Below are 20,578 nucleotides of genomic sequence, written 5' to 3' on the forward strand. Positions count from 1 at the left end.
TGCGGTTTTACAGGTTTTCACATAATCTATTTGAAGTAGCACAATAGGTTAAATTAAATAATGAAAAAGAAAATAGTCATTTTGATAGAACATATTAACTATAAATAATCAGAATTTGAATAGTGAACTTTTTACACTGAAATATGTACGATTCTAATAATGACATGAACTTATGGGAACGTATTGCGGATACTTTGTGAACTTTATCCTGATACAATGATTATGCTGATGAAAGAAGGCATAGATAACTGAATACAAGAAAGAGACGAAAGCCTCAGTAGTTAAGAAAAAACTACTGGGGCTTTTTTTCGTGCCTGAATTTTTCAGCCAATAACTGCGGGCGTATCCCGGCAGGATAAAGGCGGAGCAGGCATGATTCTAAACAGAGGTCCGCCTTCTGGATTTGAAACGAGCAACAAGATTTCAAATTCAGGAGGAACGGACATGTATATTGAACACCCATATTTTTATGAAGGAAAGTATTACGCAAATATTGATGGAGAAATGATCGAAGTTACAAAAGAAGTTGCGTATGCGATGAACAATTTTTACAGAAGCAGCAAGGCAAAAAAAGTTGAGATCAAGAACGAACTGGGTGAGGTCGTGGATAAGATGCTGCGGGAGGTACCTTACAGCGGTCAGTCCATTGATGGAGAAGTCTTCATGATTGAGGATTTTCCAGATCTGAACTGTGATGTGGAGCACTGTGTACTGACAAAAATGGAACAGCAGGATATTCACAAAGTGATCAATCAGCTGAACTCAGAGGAACGCATGATTATTTATGGCATTTTCTTTGAAAACAAGACACAGACACAGATGGCGGAGATTATGGGGATTTCCAGACAGATGCTGTCATACAAGCTGAAATCCACTCTTAATAAGATGCGTGAAATGTATATGAATAAATTTTTTTAAAAATTTTTCAAAATCTTTTGCATCTGCCAAAGTCATTTGACTTTAGTAATTAGAGGAAGTTAAAGGACTTCCTAAAATGAACCATGATAACTGAATATTCAATAATAACTGATGTGACATTTCATACAGTGAGCACGAGGAAGATGCCGCTATAGGATTATAAGACAAAACAAAGATTTTAGTTCAGTCCGTAATGCTGCGAAAAAGCACTGACCGAAGCTAGCTGGCAGGCTGGTGATGCGATGACATATATGAGATGCGATACACTTGCAGACCCTGAGAAGTCTGTAACTGGTAAACCTATGAACTGCTGGAGCCTGGAAACGAGAGTTTCCGGGTTGTGGTCCGGAGTATGCATCCGGGCAGGTTATTATTCCCTTCCTGCATATGCGGGAGTAACGATTCGGGGTATCGAGGATAAATAGAATCGAGCGAGCACTGTTTAATAATCAAATTGGCTATAGAGGTTATGCGGCAGAGCTTTCCTTATGGGAAAGAAACTCTGCCGTATTCCTGTGGAGCCAATATAGCGCTATGAATGCTTTACAAATAAAAAAAGATTGGAGAGATGACAAGTGACGATTCGAAGAGGCGATATCTTATGGGCGGATCTCGGTATGTTCCCGACAACTTCGGTTCAGGGTGGAGTGAGACCGGTAATCGTAGTGAGTAATAATAAAGCCAATACATACAGTTCAGTCATAACGGTAGTTCCGCTGACATCAAGAATATATAAGAAACGGTATTTGCCAACACATGTATTTATCAGCAAATATGATATGACGGGAATCCGAAAAGGAAGTTTGGCACTGGCTGAACAGGTTATGAGCATTTCTACGAAATGTATTATTGAGAAATGCGGAAGAGTGAACAAGTGGAGCCTGGATCGGGTACTGAAAGCAGTACAGATTCAGATGGGAATGGAAGAGAAGACTACATAGCTGTTACGAATATTTATTTTCGATAATGGTAACTATAGGAAAAGGAGGCGATGTCCATGACAGCAGTTGAAAGATTAGAAGCGTTGAAAACGGTTGATATCAAAGAGATTGACCGAGATAGTTTGCCAAAGTACAAGGATTTGATTTCAGAGCTGGATAGCAGGAAAAATAATAAGATGGAGGTGCTGCTTAACCACTCTGATAATCCGTATGTATATGAAGATATGGGCTATGTCGTAAAAAGTGTTTTTAATGCAGCAGCTTCCCTTTCCTATATAGATTGTACAAAACAGCTTGTAGCAAAGAAAGCTGGATTGGCGTAAGGAAATAACTGGAACAACAAAATTTCATATTCACACAGAAGACGAAGTGTGCTATAATGCTAACAGGACTAAATTTGAATAGAGCACTTCTATTTAAGGGTTCTGTTTTGGCAGAATCTTTGGATAGGAGTGTTTTTTATGAAAAAAAATATCTGGATAGCAGCCAAGTACCTTCGTCTCAGTATTGAGGACGGAGATAAGGCTGAAAGTGAATCTATTGTAAATCAGTCAATTTTGATTGATAACTATATGAAATCGACGTCTGATATTACTATTGTTGAGACATTTAAAGATGATGGTTTTTCAGGTACAGATTTTAATCGACCTGGTTTTCAGGCAATGCTCAAAGCAATTGAAAATAAGGAAATCAACTGTATCATTGTAAAAGATTTATCCCGATTTGGTAGGGAGCATATAGATGTTGATCGGTATATTCAAAAAGTATTTCCACAACTGGGAGTACGATTTATAGCAATCAATGATAATTATGATTCTGAAACAGCAAACATTACCGATACACATCTTGTATTACCGGTAAAATCCTTTGTCAATGACACGTATTGCAGACAGAATTCTCAAAAAGTAAGAAGCCACTTGAGTGCAAAAAGAAATATTGGAGAATATGTGGGAAATTACGTGTCATATGGGTATAAAAAGTGTGATACTGATAAAAGTCAGATAGAAATTGATCCGGTTGCTGCAAAGCATGTAAGAGATATTTTTACCTGGAAGATGGAGGGCATGAGCAATCAGCTGATTGCAGATAAACTGAATGAACTGGGAGTTCTTGCACCGGCTGATTACAAACGTGCGACCGGAGTAAATTTCAAATCGTCATTTCAGACACATTTGACATCCAGGTGGTCAGCAGTAGCAATTATCCGTATCTTAAAAAATCCAATCTACTACGGAGTGCTTCAGCAGGGAAAGTCCCAAAGAATTAACTATAAAGTTAAAGTGCAGAGGGCATTGCCAAAAGAAGAATGGGTAATTTTTGAAAATCATCATGAAGGTATCGTTACAAAAGAAGAATATGAAACAGTTCAGATGTTACTTGCGAAGGATACAAGGATAGCTCCCGGAGAAAACAGACTTTATTTATTTGGTGGGTTATTATCCTGTGGAGACTGTGGAAGTAATCTGATTCGGCGAACCAATAGTTACAAGGGAGAAAAGACAGTTTTTTATATCTGTTCTTCTTACAATAAAAAGAAGGATCAATGCTCCAGGCATAGCATTAGAGAAGATGTGCTGATTCAACTGGTGATGGATTCTTTGAAAATGTACAGCAAGATGACGGATGCCATACGAAGTGCAGTAGAGTATTTAAAAGAGAACTCTTTGGATACACAGACGTTGATACAGCATGATGACCTGATACTTGAATTACGAAACAAAGTCAATAAATATTATAAGTTGTTACATTCATTATCAGGAAATCTTGCATCAGGAGTTATTTCCAAGGATGATTATACTTTACTTAGAGAGCGGTATCAGACAGAAATTAAAAGTCTGGAAAGCAATATTGAAAAGCAGGAAGAATATATGGAAGATCTGCTGGAAAATAAGCTGTTGTGCGAAGAATGGGTGAATACATTTCTTGAGAAACCATCTCTGGGAGATCTTGACAGAGATATGCTTCTTCAATATGTGGAAAAAATAAATGTATTTGAAGGGAAAAAAATAGAGATTGTTTACAGATTCCAGGATGAGCTGGTAACAGCTGCAAGACTGGCGGAACAGATTGGAAAAACAAAACAGGAGGTGGCTGTATAATGGCAAGAACAAGAAATCGCCAGATGAAACAGGCTGAAACATTCGTACAGGCATCACCACAGAAGGTTTGGAAAGCCGGTATTTATACCAGAATATCTGTAGATAACAACGGAGAAAAAAGAGAGTCGTTGGAAACACAGAAATTGATTGCTCTTTCATATGCAGAATCTCATCCGGATATTGAAGTTGTAAAGTTTTATAAGGATGACGGTATATCAGGTACGAAATTTGATCGCGATGATTTTGTGAGAATGCTAGGTGACATCAAAACAAAAGAAATAAATACGGTCATAGTAAAAGATTTATCACGATTTGGTCGAGATTTGGAAGAAGTATCGAAATATCTGGAAAAAATATTTCCGTTTATGCAAGTACGCTTTATATCAGTGAATGATAACTATGACAGTATCAGTCCTGAATGTGACAATCAGATGCTGGGAATCATGATATCGAATCTTGCAAATGATATGTATGCAAAAGATGCATCAGTAAAGATGGCAAGTGCTATGAAAATTAAGATGGAGTCAGGTGAATATTGTGGTGGAGATGCTCCTTATGGGTATAAGAGAGCTAGAGATGAAAAAGGAAAATCTACTACGGTTCCCGATCCTCTAACTGCACCGTATGTAGTAGAAATATTTGAAAAACTTGCTGCAGGGCAGTCATATTTGAAAATTTCGAGAGAGTTTAATACCATGCTGCTGGCTTCGCCAAGGGTATACGCAAGAACTGGGAAGTTATTCTTGGATAGAATTGACGAAACGGATATGCATTGGCAATCATCTGTAATTAAACAGATTGCGGAAAATAGGCACTATTTGGGAAATACTTATTCACATAAAACAAGAACCTCACTTCTTACAAAAGAAAAAAATGTAATGTTGGATAAAGAAGAATGGATTGAACATGTGAATACCCATAAGGCTATAGTGAGTGCTGAATTATTTGAAAAAGTACAAAATGTAATCAAATTAAAGCAGGAGAAAGCATTGCCCAAAAAAGATTTATCGAATATGCAGACTCATGGAAAACAGGATAATAAGTATGTTGGATTGATATACTGTGGTGACTGTGGCGCTAATATGGTTCGGAGATACTATTACAGCGAAAAGAATGGTGTTTTGTATTACAATTACTATTTCATTTGTGGTAATTACGCAAAAATTTCCAAGGAAAAATATAACTGTAATCGCTGGAAAGAAGAAGTAATTGATGAACTGGTGTATCGGGCACTTATCATGCAGCTAAAAACAGTATGTGAATTAAAAACGCAACTGAAACGCTTTAATGATGAATATTTTGAAACATTCCAAAAATATTTGAACAGGGAACAGAGTAAGATTGTTCAGCTCAATAAAAGGAACGAAGCAAGACGATTTGAATTATATGAGCAATATGTTTCGGGCGAGATTGATACGGATGCATATAATCGTATGACAGAAAGAATAACTATGGTCGAAAAAGACCTGGTTACAAGACAGAAAGAAATTGAGAAGAGTAGAAAAATTACAGAAAAATTGTGTAAAAAGAACTTCTCGTGGCTTGCTGAATTCAGTAAAGGAAAGAATTTGGAATTCCTTACAAAAGATGTTGTCCGTTCTTATATAAAGAAAATCTCTTTATATGAAGACAAACGTATAGAGATCGAATTTAAATTTCAAGATGAAATACAGGCGTTATCAGAAATTTTAGAGGAGGGGGTGATCAGATGTCAGATGGTAAGTGCATAGTAAAGTATTTAAGATTGTCGCTGGAAGATGAGGATATGCTGGATGAATCCAATAGTATTACCAATCAGAGAATTGTGATTGGGCAATACATAGCCAGTAAAAATGAGTTCAAAAATACGGAAGTGTTAGAATTCAAAGATGATGGCTATAGTGGAACGAATTTCGATCGCCCAGGATTTCAAAGTATGATGGAATTAGTAAGAGATGGAAAAGTCAGCACAATTATAGTGAAAGACCTTTCTCGATTCGGCAGGAATCATATAGAGGTTGACACATATCTGGAACAAATTTTTCCATTTATGAATGTGAGATTCATAGCGATCAATGATAATGTTGATAGTATGAAATATGAATCTGGTATGCCGGGAATTGATGTTGGTTTCAGAAATATTATTAACGAACATCATAGCATTGATACTTCCGTTAAAGTAAAAAGAACTTTGATACAGCGTCAGAAAGCTGGAAAATATATGGGAGCGAGAGCACCGTATGGATATTTGAAGCCTGATGAAGATGTGACCAGCCTCGTGATTAATCCGGAGACAGCGCCTGTTGTGAAGATGATATTTCAGAAATATCTTGATGGAATGAATATTACTCAGCTGGCACGTTACCTGAATGAGCAGAAAATTATGAGTCCAGGTCAATATAAAAGAGAAGTTCTGAAAACTGGTGTGAAGAAAACAACAGAAAAATATATCTGGTATCCGGTAACTGTAAGACTGATACTGATGACAGAAACGTATACGGGAACTACGATTGGCGGCAAGTGGAAAGTTGCTTCGGTAGGAAGTAATAAGCATTTGAAAACAAAAGAAGAAGACTGGATTGTGGTTGAGGGTACGCATGAAGCGATTGTTTCTAAAGAGGTGTTTGATGCTGTACAGGAAAAGTTGGAATTAAATTCCAGAAAGAGGAGCAAAACCCACAATAATAATTATCCGCTGAAAGGATTGGTAAAATGTGGGGGATGCGGTCAGAATCTACAGCATGTAACCAGATGCAATCCGCACTTTAAGTGCCCAAGGAAATTTAATGTGGCAAATCAAGATTGTGTAACAGACAATTTATATGATGACGAGTTCAATGAGATGATTTTCAGGGCAATAAAGCTGTTTGCAAAGATCAGTGATGATGCTGAACCGGTACTCGAATTACAGAAAGCAGAATTAAAATCAAAAGTGAATGGAGCTGCAAAAAAGATTCGGGATGCCAAAGACAGTATTAGCAGATACAAGCACCAGAAGACTGAACTATATATGCGATATGCAATGGAAGAAATCTCAGAAGAAGAGTTCACCAGAAAAAATGACAAGCTGGATAAACAAATTGAGAAAGAAACCTTAGCGATAGCGCAAATGGAGACAGAACAGAGTGAAGCGGCTGAACGTTTATTTGAACTTCCGCCCGATGGCAGACAGTGCCTGACAGACCTGATCGAAGGAAATAAGCAATTAACCAGAGAGATAGCAGTAACTTTTATTCGTGGTATCAAGGTATATAATGATAAGCGAATAGAAATTGAATGGAATTTTGCTGATGAGCTGGTGAAGTATGTAGAGCAGGTGCAGAAAATCTGCAGTTGAAGTGATGATGGACAAATTACAAAAATTTTGTGTCATTAGCTTGACACAAGGGGGACGTCACGCTGACAATACGGTGGATTTACAGGAATTCATGATTATGCCGACGGGAGCGGAAAATATGGAGCAGGCGATTCGAATGTGTGCGGAAGTATACCAGTTTCTCAGAATTATCCTGAAACAAAAAGGTCTGTCAACAGCAGTCGGAGATGAGGGAGGTTTCGCACCGGATCTTTCCGATTCAGAAAGCGTCCTGGAAGTGATTCTGGAAGCAGTAAAAAAGGCAGGGTATGAACCCGGAAAGGATATCAGCATTGCAATTGATGCTGCGGCAAGTGAACTGTACGATGAAGAAAGAGGCGTTTATGTTTTCCCCGGAGAAGGAAAAATGAAAGGGGAAGAAGTTCTCAGGGATTCCGGCGAGATGATAGAATATTATGAAAAACTTGCAGAGAAGTTCCCGATTGTTTCCATTGAAGATGGACTTGAGGAAGATGACTGGGAAGGCTGGAAACAGATGACAAAAAGACTGGGAGACAAAATACAGCTCGTAGGTGATGATCTGTTTGTCACGAATATCAAACGTCTTGCATGTGGTATCAAACTGGGAGCGGCAAATGCCATTCTGATAAAATTAAACCAGATAGGAACACTTTCAGAAGCATTGGATGCAGTGGAAATGGCACAGAAAGCGGGATACAGGACAGTAATTTCTCACAGATCAGGAGAATCGGAAGATTCATTTATCGCAGATCTGGCAGTTGCCACAGGTGCCGGCCAGATTAAGACAGGTGCACCCTGCCGTTCGGACCGAAATGCCAAATATAATCAGCTTCTTCGTATCCATGAGGCATTGGGAGAACTGGCAGTGTATGAAAATCCTTTTAAAGAAAATGAAAAAAATTGTTAAGAAACCTGACAAAAACTCTGAATTGTGGTTGAAATCCCCATCCGGCTATGTTACAATGAAACTCAGTTGATTAGGAGGTGTAACGAAGTGCAGATTATTAAGATCATTCTGAGTGTCATTTTCATAATAGATTGCATCGCTCTTACAGTAGTAGTTCTTATGCAGGAAGGTAAGCAGCAGGGACTTGGTGCTATCGCCGGAGCAGCAGAAACATACTGGGGTAAGAACAAAGGTCGTTCCATGGAGGGCGGACTTGTTAAGGCAACCACTATTATGGGAATTTTATTTTTTGTAATTTCTGTAGCATTAAATATGCTTGGTTAATCAGAAAAGAAATTTGAAACACTCTTGTTATGTGCAAGAGTGTTTTTTGTGTCATAAAGAGCTGAATCAGATAAAAGTCCTCTGCGGAGGCTGTGAGGAGTAATATGAGTAAAAAAGATATGGACAGAAGAAAAAAGTTTATCCTGGAACTGATGGGAGATCCTATTTATCAGCCAATGAGACTCCGCGAGATTTCTTCTCTTCTGAGACTTTCAAAAGAAGAGAAAAGAGAGCTGTATGATGTTCTGGACGAACTTTGCGAGGAAGGAAAGGTATCTGTAGACCGCAAGGGCAGATATGAAAAGGTCAAAGGAAAATGGAAAAAGAAAAAAGATGACCGTTATTACGATGACCGAAGAGAAGAATACGGATCAGAGTATGGCAGAAAGAAGAAAGATAAAAATAAAAAAGATAAAAATAAAAAAGAGCAGCCGGAGGGAATCCAGGCTGAGGGAACCTTCATCGGACATCCCAAAGGTTTCGGCTTCGTAGAAATTGAAGGGCAGGATGAGGATATCTTTATTCCTGAAAGTGATACAGGAACAGCTATGCATCAGGATAAAGTAAGGATCATCATCAGAAATGACAAAAAAGAGGGAAAACGCCAGGAAGGCGTAGTTGTGAAGGTTCTGGAGCGTGGTATGCCTGAAATTGTAGGAACTTATCAGTTAAATCGGGATTTCGGTTTTGTGATCAGTGATAATCCGAAATTTTCCAAAGATATCTTCATTCCGAGAAAAGAAGCGGCAGGAATAAAAAATGGTGATAAAGTAATCGTGGTGATTACAGATTATGGCTCCGGAAATAAGAATCCTGAAGGAAAAATTAAGGAGAATCTGGGAAATATCCGAACACCGGGTACAGATATCCTGGCAATCGTCAAGAGCTTCGGAATCCCAAGTGAATTTCCTGAGAAAGTAATGAAGCAGGCTCAGCGTGTTCCGGATCATGTGCTGGATGCAGACAGAGATGGAAGACTGGATCTGAGACATCTGCAGACAGTCACTATTGATGGCGAAGATGCCAAAGACCTGGATGATGCGATTTCCCTGACAAAAGAGGGGGACATTTACCATCTGGGAGTCCATATCGCAGATGTAAGCAACTATGTACAGTACAACAGTGCTCTGGACAGGGAAGCACTGAAACGTGGAACCAGTGTTTATCTGGCAGACCGCGTTGTGCCAATGTTGCCGGAACGTCTTTCCAATGGAATCTGTTCTCTGAATCAGGGAGAGGACAGACTGGCGTTGAGCTGCCTGATGGACATTAACGAAAAGGGTAAGGTAGTTTCCCATCAGATCGCGGAAACAGTGATTAACGTAAATGAGAGAATGTGCTATACTGATGTAAAGAATATTCTTGAGGACACAGACGAAGAAGCAAAGAAACGGTATGAGGCACTTATCCCGATGTTCTTTATGATGAAAGAACTGTCCGGAATCTTACGAAACAGCCGTCATCACAGGGGTTCCATTGACTTTGATTTTCCGGAGAGCAAGATTATTCTTAATGCAGCAGGAAAAGCAATCGATGTTAAGCCATATGAAGCAAATGTGGCAACCAAAATCATTGAAGATTTCATGCTGATGGCAAATGAGACTGTGGCACAGGAATACTGCACAGAAGAGATTCCGTTTGTATACAGAACCCATGATAATCCGGATCCGGAGAAAGTGGAGAGTCTTCTGACATTACTTCACAATCAGGGTGTGAAGATTCAGAAAGCAAAAGAAGAGATCACTCCAAAAGAAATTCAGCAAATCATCGAAAGTATCGAAGGGCTTCCGAATGAAGCAATGATCAGCCGTCTGGTGCTGCGTTCCATGAAACAGGCGAAATATACAACAGAATGCAGCGGTCACTTTGGACTGGCAGCAAAATATTACTGCCATTTTACATCTCCGATCAGAAGATACCCTGATCTGCAGATCCACAGGATCATTAAGGATAACTTACGAGGCAGACTGATGCGTGAAGGCAGAACCGAACACTATGCTGAAATCCTTGATGAAGTTGCGAGACAGTCCAGTGTATGTGAACGCCGTGCAGATGAGGCAGAACGTGAATCAGACAAGCTGAAGAAAGCAGAATATATGTCCTACCATCTGGGAGAGGAATTCGAGGGAATTATCTCAGGCGTTACCGGATGGGGGCTTTACGTAGAACTCCCAAATACAGTAGAAGGTCTGGTACATGTCAACACTCTGCGGGATGACTACTATATCTTCGACCAGGAAACCTACGAACTCCGCGGAGAGATGACAAAGAAAGTCTACAAATTGGGAGATAAAGTCTGTGTCCGTGTGGCAGATGCAGATAAAATGCTCAAAACAGTAGATTTTGAGCTGGTTGCTGATATCTGGAATGATGAAGAAGAGAATTAAATAAAAATGGCTTGGAGGATATTATGGCAAAGAAAAAAGGAATGAAGCTGATTGCCAATAATAAAAAGGCATTTCATGATTATTTTATAGAAGATACTTATGAAGCCGGTATTGCCCTTGCAGGAACAGAAGTAAAATCCCTGCGTATGGGCAAATGCAGCATCAAGGAATCCTTTATCCGTGTAGAGAACGGAGAGGTTTACATCTACGGAATGCATATCAGCCCTTATGAAAAAGGCAATATTTTCAACAAAGACCCGTTGAGAATCCGTAAGCTTCTGCTTCACAGATATGAGATCAATAAGATTGAAGCAAAGCTCAAAGAAAAAGGGTTAACTTTAGTACCTCTGAAAGTTTATTTCAAAGACAGTCTGGTAAAAGTGGAAATTGGAATGGCTCGAGGCAAGAAACTTTATGACAAGAGACAGGATATCGCAAAGAAAGACCAGAGAAGAGAAGCAGAGCGTGAATTTAAGGTTAAGAATCTATATTGATAATATTACTAAATCCTTTGGCTCAAAATTGTGAAATGTTATGAAAAAATTAATGGATATTGCAAAAATATTCGAAAATTCTTATAATCTATCATATAGATAAAAAAATAACAATTCATTTTCAGGCAGATGAGCTGAAAGGAGTGGTGCCCTATGAAAACAATCACGATCAGCAGACAGTATGGAAGCGGTGGAAGATATATTGCAGCTTTGCTTTCAGAAAAAATGGGAGTTCCCTGTTACGACAGTAAATTTTTGCCGAAGGAAGCAGAGAGGCATGGAATCAGTCAGGAAATCATCAATGAATTTAAAGGCAAGACCAGTCTTCTTTATGCAATCGGAGTAATGATGTCAGAAGAATCGCAGGATAAAAAACGCCTGACGATTCCGGAGAAGATGTTTCATGCGCAGAAAGAGACAGTGAAGCGCCTGGCACAGGAAGGTCCATGCATTTTTGTGGGAAGATGTGCAGACCAGATTCTGAAGGATGATAATCAGCTGCTTCGCGTGTATATTTATGCATCTGATATGGAAGACCGTATTAAACGGATTAAGAAAAATAAGCATATTTCTCAGGAGGAAGCACTTGACAGGATTGCATATAAAGACCGTCAGAGAAGAGATTATTATAACTTTTATACAGGACATGAATGGGGAAAAATGGAAAATTATGATATCTGCCTGAATACTTCGGTTTTATCAGAGGAAGAATGCGTGGAACTTCTGATGAAGCTGGCAGAATAGAAATATATTAAATATGACCACAAAGAGATGAGAAAGGACTGCCAGAGCAACATGGTAGTCCTTTCGTTACTGTTCACTGGTAATATTCCGCGAGGTGTTTTTTGCGAGTGAAAGTCACAGTAACATCCTTTCTGGTGAGTATCCGCTGATTACAGTGAGCGTTTCCTTTTGTGCAATAATATGAAGTAGGAAAAATGTGATTTTTTCATAAGAATGCGTCCGCAGGCAGAGATTTTAAAAATCTGAAAGTCTTAAAATTGTATGAAATCGGCAGAGGCTTAGTTGACAAGTTTTCGATACTCTGCAATAATAGGGAATTGAAAAAATGACATTGTTAAAAAGAAAAAAGATATTCCATATAGCAGGAGGGAATATATTATGAAGAAACGTTATTTAATACTGGCAGGTCTGTTGGTAATGACAGTGGCAGCTGCCGGATGTGGTAAGAAAAAGACAACAGAGACAGCACCTGTAGAGGTAACAGCTACCCCGACTCCTGAAGTAACCAAGGCAGTCGATATGGTGGATATGCAGCAGACAGCAGATGAAGACATAAAGAATGTAATGGGGGAGAAAACTTCCACAGCATCTAAGATTGTGTTTGTAAATAATACAGGGGATGACATCCAGTCACTCTATATCCGGACTCATGTGGATGAAGACAGTGAGGATTATGATGCAGACGAGGATGGAGGATGGGGAGATGATCTCATCAATGGAATGTTTACCCTGACAGATAAGGACAAGGCACTATATTATATGCAGACTGCAAATACACAGACATCAGGTACACAGACATCAGGTACACAGACATCAGATACACAGACATCAGGTACACAGACATCAGATACACAGACATCAGATACGCAGACAACATCCAACAAGAGTACAGCTTCCTATGATATCCGTATTGCATATACTGATGAGGACACGAATGAATGCTTTTTCCGCGATATTCCGCTTGGAACAATTTCGCAGATTACGTTATGTATGGATGGCACAGATGATGATGCGATCCCATATGCAAAATATCTGACAGGTACATCAACAAAAGAAGTATCCACGCTTGATGCGGTAAAGGAACGTCTTGGAATTACAGATGACAGTGAGTCTGAATCAGATTCCACAGACGACAGTGATAAGAATTCTGCAGATGATTCTGATTCCACAGATAGTAACAACAGTTCTGATCAGAATAATAACAGTGGCAATGGAACCGGGGATAGTTCAGATGATCCGGGCAATGGGGGAAACTCAGACGATCCGGGTACTAATGATGATCCGGGCAGTAACGATGATCCGGGAAATGGCGGCGATATGATTTCCACAGCAGAACAGTATATCGGTCAGTCTCTGGATGCACTGGAAGGCGCATGCGGTTCTCCACAGGGCAGCAGCTATGAGGATGATCCTGAGACAGGTAAAACAGGATTCCATTATTACAGCAATTTCACAGTTTCTACAACAGTTGATGAAAATGGTAATGAAATTGTTGCCGGAATATGGTAGAATAGAACTACGAATGTAACAGAGGAGGTATTCCGATCCTCTGTTACCTGCGATAAAATTAATTTCAGGAGACAGTTACTATGAAACGTGTATTATTAAAATTAAGCGGTGAAGCCCTTGCCGGTGAGAAGAAGACCGGATTTGACGAGGCGACTGTTATTGAAGTTGCAAAGCAGATCAGGACAATTGCTGAGGAAGGACTGGAAATCGGCATCGTGATCGGCGGAGGTAATTTCTGGAGAGGACGCACCAGTGAGACTATCGACAGGAATAAGGCTGATCAGATTGGTATGCTTGCAACAGTTATGAACTGTATTTATGTATCTGATATCTGCAGATACCTTGGATTAAAGACAGAAATCTTTACACCATTTGTATGCGGTGCATTTACAAGCCTTTACTCTAAGGATGCAGTGGAAGCAAGCTTTGCACAGGGCAAGATCGTATTCTTTGCAGGCGGTACAGGACATCCTTACTTCTCCACAGATACAGCCACTGTACTTCGCGCAGTAGAAATCGAAGCAGAAGCAATCCTTCTTGCAAAAGCTGTTGACGGAATTTATGACAGTGATCCGAAGACAAACCCGAATGCAGTAAAATATGATGAAATTTCCATTGAAGAAGTAGTTGCAAAGAAACTGGCAGCTATGGATCTGACAGCATCGATCATGTGTATGGAACAGAAGATGCCGATGCTGGTATTTGCACTGGATGAAAAAGACAGCATCATCAATGCAGTACATGGCAAATTTGTCGGAACTAAGGTTACTGTATAAGTAAGGCTTATAAGTCAGTTTACAGAGAAAGTGTAATATAAAAACTATAAAAAGAGGGAGACGAACCTAATGGATGAGAGAATTCAGAAATATGAAGAGAAGATGAAAAAGACATTGGCAAGCCTTGAGAGCGAACTGGTTACAATTCGTGCAGGACGTGCGAACCCGCATATCCTTGACAAACTCGCCGTAGATTATTACGGAGCTCCGACACCTCTTCAGCAGGTGGCAAATATCACTGTCCCGGAAGCTCGTATGATCCAGATCCAGCCATGGGAAAGCAGCCTGATCAAAGGAATTGAGAAAGCAATCCTTACCTCTGACCTTGGATTAAATCCAAGCAACGATGGTAAAGTAATCCGCCTTGTATTCCCGGAACTTACAGAGGAACGCCGTAAGGAACTGGTTAAAGATGTCAAGAAAAAAGGCGAAGCAGCCAAAGTAGCAGTCCGCAACATTCGTCGTGATGCAAATGATGCATTTAAGAAACTTGCAAAACAGGATGTATCTGAGGATGAGATTAAAGAACTTGAGGAGAAAATCCAGAAGAGCACAGATAAATATATCAAAGAAGTTGATGCGGCAGTGGATGCAAAGAGCAAAGAAATCATGACCGTATAAGGGAAACGAAAAGGAGAGCTCCATGAATGCGGGCTCTCTTTTTATCTGAATGAGATAATGGACCGGAAACTGCGGTTCATTATGATGAGACAGTAAGGTTAAAGGAATAACAGGATAAGAAAAGGAAACAAGAGTATGAATGTACCAAATCATATTGCCATTATTCTGGATGGTAATGGACGCTGGGCGAAGGCAAAGGGAATGCCCAGAAGCTACGGACATGTGAAGGGCTGTGCAAATCTGGAAACAGTCTGTGACTATATGAAGGAGCTGGGAGTTAAATATGTGACTGTATATGCTTTTTCCACAGAGAACTGGAAACGTTCCAAAGATGAGGTGGACGGTCTGATGAAACTGTTCCGAAGTTATCTGAAAAAATGTATTAAACTGGCAGATAAGAACAAAATGCGTGTCCGGGTGATCGGAGAGGTTTCGGCATTTGATCAGGATATTCAGGAAAGTATTGCACGTCTGGAACAATATTCTCAGAAATATGATGAAATCTATTTCCAGATTGCATTAAACTACGGCAGCAGAGATGAGATCATAAGAGGTATCCGCAAACTTGCTCAGGATGCTGCAGATGGAAAAGTAAAGCCGGAAGAAATTGATGAGCATGTTTTTGACAATTACCTGGATACGGCAGGAATCCCTGATCCGGATCTGATGATCCGCACAAGCGGTGAATTGAGACTTTCCAATTTTCTGTTATGGCAGATGGCTTATACAGAATTTTATTTCACAGATGTGGCATGGCCGGATTTTAATAAAGCAGAGTTGATTAAGGCTATTGAGAAATATAATCAGAGAGACAGAAGATACGGCGGAGTTAAGGAGGAGTAAAGAATGTTTAAGACAAGACTCTTAAGCGGAATCCTGCTTGTGATTATTGCGCTTGCTACTATCATCAGCGGTGATTATGTGCTGTTTTTCACACTTCTTGCGGTTTCTCTCATTGGAATGAGAGAATTGTACAGAGCAATGAAGGTGCAGGATGAGAAGATAAATCTGCTGGCAGCAGCAGGCTATTTAGGCGCAGTATTATATTATCTGGCAGTACTGCTTGATTTTGAGAGGTATGGAGTGCTGGCAATCATTTTCGGACTTGTGCTGCTCATGTTTGTATACGTGTTCACTTATCCAACCTATGAGGCAGGGCAGGTAATGCCTGCACTGTTTGGTATTGTGTATGTGGCAGTTATGCTGTCGTTTATTTATCTTACCAGAGAGCTTCCCGGTGGAAAGTTCCACGTATGGCTGATCTTTCTGTGCTCATGGGGATGTGATACCTGCGCATATTGTGTGGGAATGCTGATCGGTAAACATAAAATGGCACCTGTCCTCAGCCCTAAGAAATCTGTGGAGGGAGCTGTGGGTGGTGTGGCAGGAGCTGCACTTCTTGGTGTGATCTATGCAGCAGCCACTCAGGGACCGATGCTGGAATATGCTGTGATCTGTGCAATCGGAGCGCTGATCTCCATGGTAGGCGATCTGGCTGCATCTGCGATCAAGAGAAATCAGGGGATTAAAGATTATGGAAAATTAATTCCGGGACATGGAGGAATCCTTGACAGATTCGACAGTGTGATCTTCACAGCACCGGTTATTTATTTCCTTTCTCTTGTGATGATTGAGATCTAGAGCGTGTCTGAAAAATCATTCCCGCAATCTGCACGCCCCACTTTGCGGGATATTTCACCCGAATTCAGTTGCCGTAGCCCGCTACGGCGCCCTCATCCGGGCAAAATATCCCACAAATTGTGACGCACATCTTGCAGAAAGCCTTTTTCAGACGCGCTCTAACGGAGCATATATTCTTCTGATATACATGTTTACAGTATTTTCTGATATGAGAACTGTCAGGTCAGAAGTAATTTTATAAAATTGTTGTATAAGTATTGAAATGAGGTACAAGATGAAAAAAGTAGCAGTCTTAGGTTCTACAGGTTCGATCGGAACACAGACACTGGATGTGGTACGTGCAAATGATGACCTGGAAGTAGTTGGTCTTGCAGCAGGCAGCAATGTAGAAATGCTGGAGAAGCAGATACGTGAATTTCATCCCAGACTTGTTGCAGTCTGGAAAGAAGAGGCAGCCAGAGATCTGGCAGTACGTGTGCAGGATCTGGATGTAAAAATCGTAAGCCAGATGGGTGGTCTTATCGAACTTGCCAGAATGGAAGAATCAGACATTCTGGTGACCGCTATCGTAGGAATGATAGGAATCAGACCAACTATGGAAGCAATCCTTGCAGGTAAGGATATTGCTCTGGCAAATAAGGAAACACTGGTAACAGCCGGACATCTGATCATGCCGTTGGCAAAGCAGTTCGGTGTGCAGATCCTGCCTGTAGACAGCGAGCACAGTGCTATTTTCCAGGCACTTCATGGAGAGAAAAGAGAGCAGATACATAAACTGCTCATCACTGCATCCGGCGGTCCTTTCCGCGGAAAGAAAACAGCAGATCTGGAGAAGGTGACTCTGGAGGATACGCTGAAGCATCCGAACTGGGTAATGGGACAGAAGATTACAGTGGATTCTGCAACTCTGGTAAATAAAGGTCTGGAAGTTATGGAAGCCAGATGGCTTTTTGATGTAGATCTGGATCATATTCAGGTTGTGGTTCAGCCGCAGAGTATTATCCACTCTATGGTGGAATTCGAGGACGGTGCAGTGATGGCACAGCTTGGAACACCGGATATGAGACTTCCGATACAGTATGCATTATGCTACCCGGACAGAAGATTTTTAAAAGGCGACAGACTGGATTTTCATATGTTGAAGCAGATCACTTTTGAGGAGCCGGACAGGAAAACTTTTAAAGGTCTTCCAATGGCGGTGGAAGCGGCAAGGGCAGGCGGCAGTATGCCAACCGTTTTTAATGCTGCAAATGAGCTGGCAGTCCGCAAATTCCTTCAGAAAAAAATCAGCTTTCTGGATATTTACGAGATTATCGGGCAGTCTATGAGCAGACATACAGCAGTAAAGGATCCGGACCTGGATCAGATTCTGGAGATTGAGAAAGAAACTTATCGTTGGATTGAAAGCAGGTGGTAGATTGAAAATTATTATTGCAATTGTCATATTCAGTGCAATCATTCTCTTTCATGAGCTGGGACATTTTCTTTTTGCAAAGCTGAATAAGATCGTGGTCACAGAATTCTCTTTGGGAATGGGACCAAGACTTTACAGTTTTGAGAAAGGAGATACCAGATATTCACTGAAACTTCTTCCTATCGGTGGCTCCTGTGCCATGCTGGGGGAGGATACGGACATAGAGAATGAACCGGGAACTTTTAACAGTGCGTCTGTGTGGGGCAGGATTTCTGTAGTTGCCGCAGGACCGGTATTTAACTTTATCATGGCATTTGTATTGTCTGTGATCATTGTAGGTGCTGTAGGATATGAACCATCCAGAGTTCTTTCCGTAAAGGAAGGTTCTGCGGCTGAGGCGGCAGGACTGAAAGAGGGAGATATTATTACCGGTTATCAGGGATATCACATTGATCTGGGAAAAGATCTCTATGTATATTCCTATCTGAACCAGCTGAAAGAGGGAGATACCATTAACCTGACTGTTAAGCGTGATGGAAAGAAGATGGACATTTCCTATAAGTCGGATACAAATGTGAGATACCTTCTGGGCTGCAATTTCAACGGGGATGATACTTCTGCCATGACAGTGGAATCTGTAATGGATGGAATGCCGTTGCAGGAAGCAGGGATTCAGCAGGGAGATGTGATCACATCCATTAATGGAGTGAAGATTACAAATGCAGCAGATTACCAGAAATATATTCAGGAGAATCCGCTGACAGAAAAGTCTGTAAAGATTACCTATTCCAGGGACGGACAGGAATATGATATTACGGTTACACCAAAAGAATACCGTACGGCAGAATCAGGATTTACCTACAATATGTATTCTGAAAAAGCAAAAGGGCTGAATGTAGTCAAATATGGTGCCGTAGAAGTAAAATATATGGTACGTACAACGATTCTCAGCCTGAAAGAGCTGGTCAGCGGAAAGCTTGGAATGAAAGATCTGAGTGGTCCGGTCGGAATTGTGGATGCAATCGGAACTACGTATGAGGAAAGCAAAAGCGAAGGAACCATGATCCTGTGGATGAATATGCTTAATCTGGCAGTTCTGCTCTCTGCAAACCTTGGAGTTATGAACCTCCTTCCGTTTCCGGCACTGGACGGTGGACGGCTGGTATTCCTTGTCATAGAGGCAATCCGCAGAAAACCGATTAACAGACAGGTGGAGGGCGGCATCCATTTCGCAGGGCTGATGCTGTTGATGGCGCTGATGGTATTTGTTATGTACAATGATATTGTCAAACTGATCTGAGATAAATGATAGACAGAATATTTTTATAGATAGTTAGCTCGGGCAGAGCGTGAAAAAAGTGAATAATGTAAAAATATTTGCAAAAAAGACAGATTTTTAAAAAAAGAGAAATCTGTCTTTTTTGTAGAATTGTTATAGTTGACGGATGAACGTAGCCAAAATTCATTCCAGATTGCCTGCGGCAATGGAATTTTGGCTTGTATGTCTCGGGATAGTAGTGTGTGAACAGTAACGTCGGATTCTTTTATAATAAAGGTAAAGAATTTTTGACATTGCGAAAAATTATAGTTTGTTATATACTGATTTTTTGGCAGTATTGAGAATGTGACATCTGTCTGAGTTTGTCTGGAGGAGAGAAAAAAGTTATGCCTATTGGAATAATTATCAATGCATTATCCATAGTTATAGGCGGAATCCTGGGTGCTTTTGTGGGGCACAAATTAAGTCCGAAATTCAAAGAGGATATTACCCTTGTATTCGGGGTATGTTCTATGGGAATGGGAATCAGCACCATCGGTCTGATGGAAAATATGCCGGCGGTTATTTTTTCTGTTGTGATCGGTACGGGAATCGGACTTGCGATTCATCTTGGAGAAAGGATCAATGCCGGTGCCGGTGTTATGCAGCGTGTGATCGGCAAATTTATCAAGAATTCAAATTCAGAGCTTTCTGAGGATGAGTTTATGAATACACTGGTGACGATCATCGTATTATTCTGTGCAAGCGGAACAGGAATCTATGGCTCTATCGTATCCGGAATGAGCGGGGATCATTCAGTGCTGATCTCCAAATCTATTCTGGATTTATTTACAGCAGCTATTTTTGCCTGCAGCCTGGGAATGGTAGTGTGTATGATCGCCATTCCGCAGGTGATTATTTTCCTGATCCTGTTCTTTGCAGCAACGGCGATTTTTCCGCTGACTACGCCGGGCATGATCAATGACTTTAAAGCCTGTGGCGGGTTTCTGATGCTTGCAACCGGTTTTCGTATGGTGAAGCTGAAGAACTTCCCAACTGCGGACATGATACCGGCGATGGTGCTGATCATGCCTATGTCATGCTTTTGGGTGAATTATATATTGCCGTTAGTATCATAAGTTAAGTTGGCAGATTTTCATTTCTGAGTTCAGAAACGGAGATCTGCTTCTTTTTAGGTCAATTACAATCAAAATTATAGATGACTGTAA

The 20,578-nt window shown here is 40.6% G+C and carries 19 protein-coding genes and 3 pseudogenes; 21 read left to right on the top strand and 1 reads right to left on the bottom strand.

Translation table 11 applies throughout. The features are described 5' to 3' along the window. The first annotated feature begins 444 nt into the window (after positions 1 to 444). The 17 genes and pseudogenes from LJE11_RS12055 to LJE11_RS12135 all read left to right on the top strand — a co-directional run bounded on the left by LJE11_RS12055 (position 445) and on the right by LJE11_RS12135 (position 16,677). The gene (locus tag LJE11_RS12055) at positions 445 to 918 is read left to right on the top strand and encodes a sigma factor-like helix-turn-helix DNA-binding protein (RefSeq protein WP_008707683.1); all 474 of its coding nucleotides are present in this window, start codon (positions 445 to 447) and stop codon (positions 916 to 918) included. Between the two features lie 242 nt (positions 919 to 1,160). Next, entirely contained in the window at positions 1,161 to 1,343 is a 183-nt protein-coding gene (locus tag LJE11_RS12060) for a hypothetical protein (protein ID WP_008707681.1), read from the top strand. Between the two features lie 150 nt (positions 1,344 to 1,493). Next, on the top strand, positions 1,494 to 1,859 hold the full coding sequence (locus LJE11_RS12065) for a type II toxin-antitoxin system PemK/MazF family toxin (RefSeq protein ID WP_008707680.1): 366 nt from the start codon (positions 1,494 to 1,496) through the stop codon (positions 1,857 to 1,859). Positions 1,860 to 1,915: 56 nt separating this feature from the next. After that, on the top strand, positions 1,916 to 2,182 hold the full coding sequence (locus LJE11_RS12070; RefSeq protein ID WP_020993660.1) for a DUF6870 family protein: 267 nt from the start codon (positions 1,916 to 1,918) through the stop codon (positions 2,180 to 2,182). A 138-nt stretch (positions 2,183 to 2,320) separates the two neighbouring features. Then, complete coding sequence (locus LJE11_RS12075) at positions 2,321 to 3,958, top strand: recombinase family protein (protein WP_020993661.1); 1,638 nt, start codon at positions 2,321 to 2,323, stop codon at positions 3,956 to 3,958. 23 nt (positions 3,959 to 3,981) lie between these two features. Then, positions 3,982 to 5,688, top strand: coding sequence for a recombinase family protein (locus LJE11_RS12080; RefSeq protein WP_227296035.1), 1,707 nt, complete (start codon positions 3,982 to 3,984; stop codon positions 5,686 to 5,688). Beyond that, positions 5,667 to 7,274, top strand: coding sequence for a recombinase family protein (locus LJE11_RS12085; RefSeq protein ID WP_008707674.1), 1,608 nt, complete (start codon positions 5,667 to 5,669; stop codon positions 7,272 to 7,274). The genes LJE11_RS12080 and LJE11_RS12085 overlap by 22 nt, the downstream gene beginning before the upstream one ends. Positions 7,275 to 7,320: 46 nt before the next feature. Then, a pseudogene (eno, locus tag LJE11_RS12090) lies at positions 7,321 to 8,181 on the top strand (phosphopyruvate hydratase); the annotation flags it as partial. An 87-nt stretch (positions 8,182 to 8,268) separates the two neighbouring features. Further along, positions 8,269 to 8,505 (top strand): preprotein translocase subunit SecG, encoded by a 237-nt coding sequence (gene secG, locus LJE11_RS12095; protein ID WP_008707669.1) that lies wholly within the window; start codon positions 8,269 to 8,271, stop codon positions 8,503 to 8,505. Between the two features lie 104 nt (positions 8,506 to 8,609). Then, on the top strand, positions 8,610 to 10,892 hold the full coding sequence (gene rnr / locus LJE11_RS12100; protein ID WP_020993663.1) for a ribonuclease R: 2,283 nt from the start codon (positions 8,610 to 8,612) through the stop codon (positions 10,890 to 10,892). Positions 10,893 to 10,915: 23 nt separating this feature from the next. Next, a complete protein-coding gene (smpB, locus tag LJE11_RS12105; RefSeq protein WP_020993664.1) occupies positions 10,916 to 11,386 on the top strand; it encodes an SsrA-binding protein SmpB in 471 nt (156 codons plus the stop codon). Between the two features lie 153 nt (positions 11,387 to 11,539). Continuing rightward, positions 11,540 to 12,130: a cytidylate kinase-like family protein gene (locus tag LJE11_RS12110; RefSeq protein ID WP_008707663.1), complete on the top strand. Its 591-nt coding sequence runs from the start codon at positions 11,540 to 11,542 to the stop codon at positions 12,128 to 12,130. A 378-nt stretch (positions 12,131 to 12,508) separates the two neighbouring features. Further along, on the top strand, positions 12,509 to 13,639 hold the full coding sequence (locus tag LJE11_RS12115) for a hypothetical protein (RefSeq protein WP_008707661.1): 1,131 nt from the start codon (positions 12,509 to 12,511) through the stop codon (positions 13,637 to 13,639). Between the two features lie 80 nt (positions 13,640 to 13,719). Beyond that, on the top strand, positions 13,720 to 14,415 hold the full coding sequence (pyrH, locus tag LJE11_RS12120) for a UMP kinase (RefSeq protein WP_008707658.1): 696 nt from the start codon (positions 13,720 to 13,722) through the stop codon (positions 14,413 to 14,415). Positions 14,416 to 14,484: 69 nt separating this feature from the next. Continuing rightward, the gene (gene frr / locus LJE11_RS12125) at positions 14,485 to 15,036 is read left to right on the top strand and encodes a ribosome recycling factor (RefSeq protein ID WP_008707656.1); all 552 of its coding nucleotides are present in this window, start codon (positions 14,485 to 14,487) and stop codon (positions 15,034 to 15,036) included. A gap of 114 nt (positions 15,037 to 15,150) precedes the next feature. Continuing rightward, positions 15,151 to 15,879 carry an isoprenyl transferase gene (locus LJE11_RS12130; protein WP_287638547.1) on the top strand — a complete coding sequence of 243 codons (729 nt, stop codon included), beginning with the start codon at positions 15,151 to 15,153 and terminating at the stop codon, positions 15,877 to 15,879. 3 nt (positions 15,880 to 15,882) lie between these two features. After that, a complete protein-coding gene (locus tag LJE11_RS12135) occupies positions 15,883 to 16,677 on the top strand; it encodes a phosphatidate cytidylyltransferase (protein ID WP_008707654.1) in 795 nt (264 codons plus the stop codon). On the opposite strand, the pseudogene LJE11_RS20415 reads toward LJE11_RS12135, so the two are convergent. Beyond that, a pseudogene (locus tag LJE11_RS20415) lies at positions 16,640 to 16,807 on the bottom strand (DUF6783 domain-containing protein). The gene LJE11_RS12135 and the pseudogene LJE11_RS20415 sit on opposite strands and share 38 nt — an antisense overlap. Here LJE11_RS20415 and LJE11_RS20420 point away from each other — a divergent pair. From LJE11_RS20420 to LJE11_RS12150, 4 genes and pseudogenes are all read left to right on the top strand, one after another. After that, positions 16,745 to 16,918: pseudogene (locus LJE11_RS20420) on the top strand (DUF6783 domain-containing protein); the annotation flags it as partial. The pseudogenes LJE11_RS20415 and LJE11_RS20420 overlap by 63 nt on opposite strands. 33 nt (positions 16,919 to 16,951) lie before the next feature. After that, positions 16,952 to 18,094, top strand: coding sequence for a 1-deoxy-D-xylulose-5-phosphate reductoisomerase (gene dxr, locus LJE11_RS12140; protein ID WP_008707653.1), 1,143 nt, complete (start codon positions 16,952 to 16,954; stop codon positions 18,092 to 18,094). A gap of 1 nt (position 18,095) precedes the next feature. Continuing rightward, on the top strand, positions 18,096 to 19,391 hold the full coding sequence (rseP, locus tag LJE11_RS12145; RefSeq protein WP_008707652.1) for an RIP metalloprotease RseP: 1,296 nt from the start codon (positions 18,096 to 18,098) through the stop codon (positions 19,389 to 19,391). 365 nt (positions 19,392 to 19,756) lie between these two features. Beyond that, entirely contained in the window at positions 19,757 to 20,488 is a 732-nt protein-coding gene (locus LJE11_RS12150) for a DUF554 domain-containing protein (RefSeq protein WP_008707651.1), read from the top strand. Positions 20,489 to 20,578 lie beyond the last annotated feature (90 nt).

Source organism: Blautia sp. DFI.1.216 (assembly GCF_020594215.1).
Lineage (GTDB): Bacteria > Bacillota > Clostridia > Lachnospirales > Lachnospiraceae > Blautia_A > Blautia_A wexlerae.

Excerpts from the sequence above, each read along its gene's own strand:
- LJE11_RS12055 (WP_008707683.1), top strand. The coding sequence starts at position 445 with ATGTATATTGAACACCCATATTTTTATGAAGGAAAGTATTACGCAAAT.
- LJE11_RS12060 (WP_008707681.1), top strand. The coding sequence starts at position 1,161 with ATGACATATATGAGATGCGATACACTTGCAGACCCTGAGAAGTCTGTA.
- LJE11_RS12070 (WP_020993660.1), top strand. The coding sequence starts at position 1,916 with ATGACAGCAGTTGAAAGATTAGAAGCGTTGAAAACGGTTGATATCAAA.
- LJE11_RS12075 (WP_020993661.1), top strand. The coding sequence starts at position 2,321 with ATGAAAAAAAATATCTGGATAGCAGCCAAGTACCTTCGTCTCAGTATT.
- LJE11_RS12080 (WP_227296035.1), top strand. The coding sequence starts at position 3,982 with ATGAAACAGGCTGAAACATTCGTACAGGCATCACCACAGAAGGTTTGG.
- LJE11_RS12085 (WP_008707674.1), top strand. The coding sequence starts at position 5,667 with ATGTCAGATGGTAAGTGCATAGTAAAGTATTTAAGATTGTCGCTGGAA.
- rnr (WP_020993663.1), top strand. The coding sequence starts at position 8,610 with ATGAGTAAAAAAGATATGGACAGAAGAAAAAAGTTTATCCTGGAACTG.
- smpB (WP_020993664.1), top strand. The coding sequence starts at position 10,916 with ATGGCAAAGAAAAAAGGAATGAAGCTGATTGCCAATAATAAAAAGGCA.
- LJE11_RS12110 (WP_008707663.1), top strand. The coding sequence starts at position 11,540 with ATGAAAACAATCACGATCAGCAGACAGTATGGAAGCGGTGGAAGATAT.
- LJE11_RS12115 (WP_008707661.1), top strand. The coding sequence starts at position 12,509 with ATGAAGAAACGTTATTTAATACTGGCAGGTCTGTTGGTAATGACAGTG.
- pyrH (WP_008707658.1), top strand. The coding sequence starts at position 13,720 with ATGAAACGTGTATTATTAAAATTAAGCGGTGAAGCCCTTGCCGGTGAG.
- frr (WP_008707656.1), top strand. The coding sequence starts at position 14,485 with ATGGATGAGAGAATTCAGAAATATGAAGAGAAGATGAAAAAGACATTG.
- LJE11_RS12135 (WP_008707654.1), top strand. The coding sequence starts at position 15,883 with ATGTTTAAGACAAGACTCTTAAGCGGAATCCTGCTTGTGATTATTGCG.
- dxr (WP_008707653.1), top strand. The coding sequence starts at position 16,952 with ATGAAAAAAGTAGCAGTCTTAGGTTCTACAGGTTCGATCGGAACACAG.
- LJE11_RS12150 (WP_008707651.1), top strand. The coding sequence starts at position 19,757 with ATGCCTATTGGAATAATTATCAATGCATTATCCATAGTTATAGGCGGA.